Source organism: Mesorhizobium sp., from assembly GCF_041661565.1.
In the GTDB taxonomy this organism is placed as follows: Bacteria; Pseudomonadota; Alphaproteobacteria; order Rhizobiales; family Rhizobiaceae; genus Mesorhizobium.
In genome coordinates, this window is the sequence record NZ_JBAZUD010000195.1 from 1 (window position 1) to 7,560 (window position 7,560).

At 64.1% G+C, this 7,560-nt stretch carries 4 protein-coding genes; all 4 read left to right on the forward strand.

The window, feature by feature from the left end; all coding sequences use genetic code 11:
- A partial coding sequence (gene tssL / locus WC739_RS23515) for a type VI secretion system protein TssL, long form (protein ID WP_372955393.1) occupies positions 1-1,261 on the forward strand: 1,261 nt, incomplete at its 5' end.
- Positions 1,262-1,283: 22 nt separating this feature from the next.
- Positions 1,284-4,847 carry a type VI secretion system membrane subunit TssM gene (gene tssM, locus WC739_RS23520; protein WP_372955394.1) on the forward strand — a complete coding sequence of 1,188 codons (3,564 nt, stop codon included), beginning with the start codon at positions 1,284-1,286 and terminating at the stop codon, positions 4,845-4,847.
- Between the two features lie 179 nt (positions 4,848-5,026).
- Entirely contained in the window at positions 5,027-5,809 is a 783-nt protein-coding gene (locus WC739_RS23525) for a PP2C family serine/threonine-protein phosphatase (protein ID WP_372955395.1), read from the forward strand.
- The coding region (locus WC739_RS23530) for a protein kinase (protein WP_372955396.1) at positions 5,806-7,560 on the forward strand (1,755 nt) is incomplete at its 3' end. The genes WC739_RS23525 and WC739_RS23530, both read left to right, overlap by 4 nt.

Genomic DNA, 7,560 nt, shown 5'->3' on the forward strand with positions numbered 1-7,560 from the left:
GAATTCAGCCCCGCCGCAGCAGGCGCTGCTCAACGCCACGGACAATATCCATTATTCGGCGGCAAACCCGATCCTGGCCGCGGCCGCGCCCGTGCTGTTGCTGCTTGGCCAACTCAGGCTTGTCCCCGTTGAAAGACAGGCGGAGCCCCTGGCCGAGCATGTCGCCGAGGCGATCGAGAAGTTCGACCGCGCCTTGGAAAAGGCGGAGGTCCCCGAAGAGGATGCGCGGATCGCACGTTACGTGCTTTGCGAAACAGCCGACGACCTGATCGGCAACCTCCCCTGGCCCAACAAGGACGCCTGGGCGCCGCATGGCATGCTGTCCCGGTTCTTTCACATCGAGCCCGCCGGCACGGGCTTCTTCGAAGCGCTGAACAAGCTCCTGGCCCGTCCCGAGGCGCACTACGACCTGCTGGAGCTGATGCATGCCTGCCTGTCGCTGGGGTTCGAAGGCCAATATCGAGGTAAGAGACGCGACCATGGCAGTCTCGAACGCGTCCGGCGCGACGTCTACGAAACGCTTCGCTACTTCAAGGCACGCGCGGACGAGGACATCTCGCCCCACTGGCAGAGCCCGGTGGCGGCGGTAACGCAGTCGCGAACACGCCTGCCCTTGTGGGTTTTCGCAGCGGCGACGGCGTCGCTGCTGACCGCTACATTCTTCGGCTTGCGGGTACTCATCACCAACGAAGGCGACGCCGCCGCCGGCGAATTGCTGGCGCTCACCCCGTCGACACCGATCACCATCGAGCGGGCCAGCGTGGCTCCCTTGGCGGAACCGGAGAAAGCGCCCCCACCTGTCGCCGCGACAGCCACACAGATCGATCGCATCCGCTCGGCACTGGCGAGGGATGTCGAGGGCGGCGGCCTGACCGTCGGCACCAAAGGCGACTTCATCGTCGTCGAAATCAACAATCTCCTGTTGTTCGAGTCCGGCAAGGCCGAGGCCAAGCCGGAGTTCCAGCCCATTGCCGCGGATATCGCCGCGGCGCTCGAACACGAACCCGGGCCAATCAGGATCGTCGGCCACACGGACAATGTGAAGCCGCGAAAATCGAGCCCGTTCAAATCCAACTTCGACCTTTCCGTTGCCCGGGCGAAGGCGGTCGAGACCATGATGGCACCGAAGTTCAGCGATCCGTCGCGATTGACGGTCGATGGCAAGGGCGAGGACGAGCCGATCGCCGACAATGCGACGCCGGATGGCCGCGCCAGCAATCGCCGTGTCGATGTGATGATCGCCAGGGAGGAAACATTGTGAGCAGGGATAGCTGGAAGCGCCCATGATGCGTTGGCTGCCGCGGATCTTCAGCGTGCTCGCGCTCGCCGGTTTCGCGGCAGCCGTCTGGTTTGCCGGACCTTTGATCCGCTTCGCCGACACCCGTCCTCTCGGACCTGCGTGGCTGCGCGTTACCATCATCGCTGTGATCGTGGCGGCGCTCGCCCTCTTCTACGGGTTGCGATTCTGGCAAGCCGCAAAGGCACAAAGGGCGCTTGAAACTGCCGTTGCGCACAATGACGACCCCGATGACGATTCCCGGGTGCTCGAGGCCCGCATGAATGAAGCCGTCGCGACGCTGAAACGGTCGAGCGGCAAGCGCAACTTCCTCTACGAAATCCCATGGTACATCGTCATCGGCCCGCCCGGCGCCGGCAAGACGACGGCTTTGGTCAATTCGGGCCTGAATTTTCCGCTGGCCGGTTCGGGGGATGCCCAGCCCGTGGCCGGCGTCGGCGGTACCCGCTCCTGCGACTGGTGGTTCACCGACGAGGCCGTGCTGGTCGACACCGCCGGGCGCTACACGACGCAGGATTCCCATGCGGAGAGCGACAGCAAGAGCTGGCTCGCCTTCTTGTCGCTGCTCAAGAAATTCCGCACCAGGCAACCGATAAACGGCGTGATCCTCGCCTTCAGCCTTGCCGACCTGATCAGCCCCGACGACAGACAGATCGACGCCCACGTCGTCGCGATCCGCAGCCGCCTGCGGGAGATCCACGAGACGCTGAAAATCCAGTTTCCGGTCTACCTGCTTTTCACCAAGGCCGACCTTGTCTCCGGATTCATGGAGTATTTCGACGGTTTCGACGAGACGCGGCGGCGCAAGGTCTGGGGCGCGACCTTCCAGACCGCCGAGCGCGACAAGAACATGGCCGCCGAGGCGCCGGCCGAATTCGACGCGCTGGCGAGACGCCTGGCGGAGGAGATGCCCGACCGGCTTCAGGAAGAGGCCGATCCGGTGGCGCGCATAGCCATCTTTGGCTTCCCGGCGCAGTTCGGCGCGTTGAAGGGCAGGATCGCGAGTTTTATCGCCAGCCTGTTTGATCCGACGCGGGGCCGGGTCAATGTCAGCCTGCGAGGCCTCTATTTCTCGTCGGGCACGCAAGAAGGAACGCCGATCGACCAGGTGTTGGGCGCGATCGGTCGCGGCTTCGGCAGGGGTTCGAGGGACCATCTCTCCGGAACTGGCAAGAGTTTCTTTTTGCATGACCTGTTGACCAGCGTCATCTTTGCCGAGTCCGGATGGGTTTCTTTCGACAGGTCGGTTGAAAGGCGTGCGGCGATCGCCCGGTTCGCGGGCCTCGGCGCCATCGCGTTGATAGCCGCGGCGGCGCTCGGCACGCTGGCGCTGAGCTTCACGGCCAACAAGGCGCTAATCGCCTCCACCAAGCAGGCCACCAGCCAGTATCGCACGACGGCGGACGCATTGCTCAAGAGCACGGAGGTGACCGATGTCGACCTCGAAAACGTCATTGGCCCGCTCGACCAGTTGCGCGATCTGCCGGCCGGGTTCGAAACCAGTGACCTGCCAACGCCGATCGGCGAGACCTTCGGCCTCAGCCAGCGGGAAAGACTTCTCTCCGCATCAAAGACAGCTTACCGGCAAGCGCTTGAGCGCATGTTCCGCTCGCGCCTGCTTGTCCAGGCAGAGCGGACGATCCAGGCCAGGATGGCCGATCCCGCTGCACTCTACGAGCCGTTGAAAATCTACCTGATGCTTGGCGGCAGGGCGCCGAAGGTCGACGACGCGCTGATCGTTTCCTGGATGAAACAGGATTGGGAAGAGAACCGGTATCCGGGCGAGAACAACCGCGAAGGGCGCGAGCAACTCGAAAGGCACCTGCGCGCCATGCTTGCGCTGGACGATGCCTATGATCCGGTTTTCGAACTCAACCAGCCGCTGGTCGAAGCCGCACAACGCTCGCTTGGGCGCATGAGCCTTGCCGACCGTGCCTCCGCTTTGATCCAGTCCGCCGTATACTCGGCAGCGCCGGATGATTTCTCCGTGTCCGCGAAAGGCGGGCCGGAGGCGCCATTGCTGTTCGAGCGGACCGATGGCGGCGATCTGTCGGGCCTTCGTGTTCAGGGCCTCTACACGCATGCCGGCTTCAACAATTTCTATCTTCGGCAGCTCTCACGCATTGCGCGGATGCTCGTCGACGACCGGTGGGTCCTTGGCGGCGGCGGCGAACAAGGCGACATCGACCAGGAATTGCTCAAGCTCGGCCCCGAACTGCTCGATCGCTATGGCAAAGCGTTCGTAACGGCGTGGAACAGCGTTCTCGACCAGCTGAAATTCAAGCCACTGCTGAAAGACAAACCCGACTATATCGCGCTTTCCGCGGTCGCTGCTCCAACCTCGCCGATCGAACAGCTTTTCGGGGCGATCGCCGACGAAACGGCTCTGACGCGAGACCCGACTTCCATCGCCGGGGCAGCAGCCGGCCCGGCTTCAGGCGAGCCAGCAGACACCACCAACATGGCCAGGGGATTGGCGCGGATCGGCATTCAAATCGCCACCGGCAAATCGCAGAGCCGCGCCGGCGCGGGATCCGCAAATGCGCAAGACAGGGCTCCCGGGGCGAGCATCGAAGCGCAATTCAGACCGTTCCAGACCCTGATGAGCGGTCCTGCCGGACACCGGCCGATCGATGCCCTGACGCAGAATTTCCGCGATATCCACCAGAGCCTGCAACTGGCAAGCGACGTGCCCTCGCAGACCGAACGCGTGACCGCGAACCTGCAGCTCCAGATAGCGACGCTCCGCGCCAATGTCTCGCGGCTGCCCAGGCAACTCGCCAGAATGGTCAACGCGGCGGCGGACGAATTTGAAGGCAATGCCACCGAGACTTCGGTGGCGAACCTAAATCAGTTGCTCGACCAGACGGTCACGCAAGCCTGCGAGAACGCGGTCAACGGCCGTTATCCTTTCACCGGCACCGGCACCGGCACCGGCACCGAGGACGTTGCGATGGCGGATTTCGCGAAGCTGTTCGCCCCGGGCGGGCTGATGGACCGGTTCTTCGCGCAGAACCTAGCTTCGCTGATCGACATGACGGGCCAGGACTGGAGCTGGAAACAGGATGCACGCCTTGGACGCGACCTGTCGAAGTCGACGCTGAAAAGCTTCCAGCTCGCTTCGGAAATCCGCGCCGCCTTTTTTCCGCAGGGAGGTTCGGTGCCCTCGGTCAGCATCACCGTGACGCCGTTCTCGCTGCATGGCGATGCCGATGCGGCGATCCTCGATGTCGACGGTCAGAGCGTCCAGAGCAACCAGGCGGGCAACGCTCCAAGCACGCTGACGTGGCCGAGCGGCATGGGCACGGGGTCCGCCAGTCTCAGCCTGACGCCGGAGATGCCGGGCCGCGACTCCGCCATCAGATTCGAAGGACCTTGGGCGTTCAAGCGGTTGCTGGACAAGGCGACCATCACCGGCAGCGAAAGCAATGTGGAAGCGCGCTTCGTGATCGGCGGACGCGATGTCGTCTATACGATCCAGACCGGTTCGGCCCCGACCCCCTTCCTTCTTCCGGCACTTACCAACTTCAGCTGCCCGAAGGCATTTTAGAGATGGATTTCGCGCTTTTGATATGTGAGATAATCCACTTGTCTGTGTGACATTCCACATATCCAGACGTCTCGGAACCCTGATTTCGATATTCTAATGTTTGAGCCTATGGCAAAGTGGCGGGAATGGGCGCCCGGCGGTGCGCCGCGGAGGGCGCTTGAGACGCGCTTGGTGGCAGAGTGAACGACTTCACCCTTCCCTTCGAGAGTTTCGGCGTCAGCCACAAGGGCTGTGTGCGCGAACTCAATGAGGACAGCTACCTTGTCGAGCCCCAGACCGGCCTTTGGGTGGTGGCCGACGGAATGGGCGGCCATGATGCCGGAGAGGTCGCCTCGGCCAGCATTGTCGATCATCTATCGACGATCGGCATTGCGAGTTCCGCGCCTGATCTTCGCGCGCGCTTCGAGGACCGGCTGAGCCGGGCCAACGCCGAGATCCGCGGCATATCCGAATCCCGCGGCATAACCATCGGCTCCACCGTCGCCGCGCTGCTGGCGATCGATGGGCGGTTTGCCTGCCTGTGGGCGGGCGACAGCCGTGTCTACCTCGTCCGCGACGGCTCGATCGCGCAGATATCGAGGGACCATACGGAGGTGCAGGAGCTTCTCGACCGCGGCATGATCAGCCCCTCGGAAGCGCTAACCTGGCCGCGCCGCAATGTCATCACGCATGCTGTGGGGGTCAGCGACGAGTTCGTCATCGACTTCCATCAGGGCGAACTCATGCCGGGAGATATTTTTGTGCTGGGCACCGATGGGCTGACGGCGCATGTCACCGACGCGGAGATCCAGGCGGCGGTGGTGTCGGCAACGCCCCGGGCGGCCTGCGAATATCTTCTGGAAATGGTGCTGGCGCGCGGTGGGACGGACAATGTCACCATCGTGCTCGTGAAGATCGCGAATGGGCACGATGGTCAATCGCTCCACCCTGATCCGGCCAGGGCGGAAGGCCGGGGCCGATGAGCGCCGACGACAAGACGCGACTATCGCTGCAGGTGGCCAATACCGCCGTCGGCACACAACTCAGCGGCATCTACGAGCTCGACGAGCGCATCGCGTTCGGCGGCATGGGCGAGGTCTACCGAGGCCATAACATCCAGACCGGAGACCATGTCGCGATCAAGATCGTGCTTCCCGAATTCGCTCGTGACCAGACGATCCTGTCCTTGTTCCGCAAGGAGGCCTCTATCCTCAATCACCTGTCGCATGACGCGGTCGTGCGATACCACGTCTTCACGATCGATCCCGGCATCGGCCGCCCCTACCTCGCCATGGAATTCGTCGACGGCGAGTCGCTGTTCGACATCATGCGTCGCGGCCCCATGCCGACGGAGGACGTTCGCAAGCTCTGCCATCGCCTTGCTTCCGGCCTGAGCGCCGTGCATCAGGCGGGAGCAATCCACCGGGATCTTTCGCCTGACAACATCATCCTGCCGGGGGGCCGGGTCGACCGCGCGAAGATCATCGATTTCGGCATCGCGCGGTCGGCAACGGTGGGCGGGGAGACGCTGATCGGCGGAAAGTTCGCGGGAAAGTACAACTACGTTTCACCCGAGCAACTCGGCCTCTACAGCGGCGATGTCAGCGAACAATCCGACATCTACAGCCTCGGGCTGGTGCTGGCCGCAGCTCTGCGCGGGAAACCGATCGACATGGGCGGATCGCAGTTCGAGATCATCGAGAAGCGGCGGTCCGTGCCTGACCTCTCCGATATCGACGACGATTTTCGAGGCATCGTCGAAGCCATGCTTGAACCGGATCCGCGAGACCGGCCAACCAGCATGGCTGAGATCGCCAGGATGACGCGTGGCGAGGACGAGCCGACGACGCCGCCGATCCTCAGGCCACCCCGCGACCGACCGGGCCTGCCGCGAGCCGGTCACACGCTTGTGCCGGGCTCCGAGGCCCGTGGGTCCGTCGAGGCACTTGATCCGTCAACGCAGGACTCGAGCGGGCCGAACTTCGTGCCGCATGTCCGGCCCGCGCATTTGTCCCAACCCCGGCCGCCAGCCGCCGCCGGTCCCGCCAAGGCGGTCAAGCCCGATGTGCCCGCCAGATCCGCGAGGACCCTGACCGTTGCGATCGCCGCGTTGGCGGCAGTGACAGTCGTTTCGGCAACGGGGGCCTATCTGAGTGGCCTGATGACGCCCGCCACCTCCGGCGCCGGCAACACATCGGAAGCGCTAACGCCCGCGCCGGAGGCGCCAAAGCCCGTCCCCGCAGACGATGCCGCGCATGCACAGGCGCCGGCAAAGGCCGGTCCGCCGACTCCGCACCCGGATGCCAGCGTGCCCCAGGTTGAAAATCGGCAGGAGAGCGCAGCACCCCAGATTCCGGCGCCAGCACCGCCTGCCGGGAATGTCACGCAAACCAAGGAACCGGTGAAGCCTCTATCAATCGCGCCGTCACCACCGAAGGCATCGCCATCGATCCAGCCGGACACAATGGCCAGCGCACCTTCGGCGGAAAGTCAGGCGGATGCCAAGGCGACACAAGCGCCCGAACCCTCACCGCCCAAGGAGACGCCGTCGCAGGTCAAGGAAGCGCCCAAGCCAACCGTGACGGCGACACAGGCGCCAACCGAAAAGGTTTCGCCGTCTACAAAGCTGCCACCGCGCGAGGCGGCCAGCGCACCGCCGGCTGAAAGGCCGGCAAACGCGCCGGCCGGTCCAAAGCATGAGCCCGCACAACCGGCCATTGCTCTACCGCCGGCC

Excerpts from the sequence above, each read along its gene's own strand:
- tssM (WP_372955394.1), top strand. The coding sequence starts at position 1,284 with ATGATGCGTTGGCTGCCGCGGATCTTCAGCGTGCTCGCGCTCGCCGGT.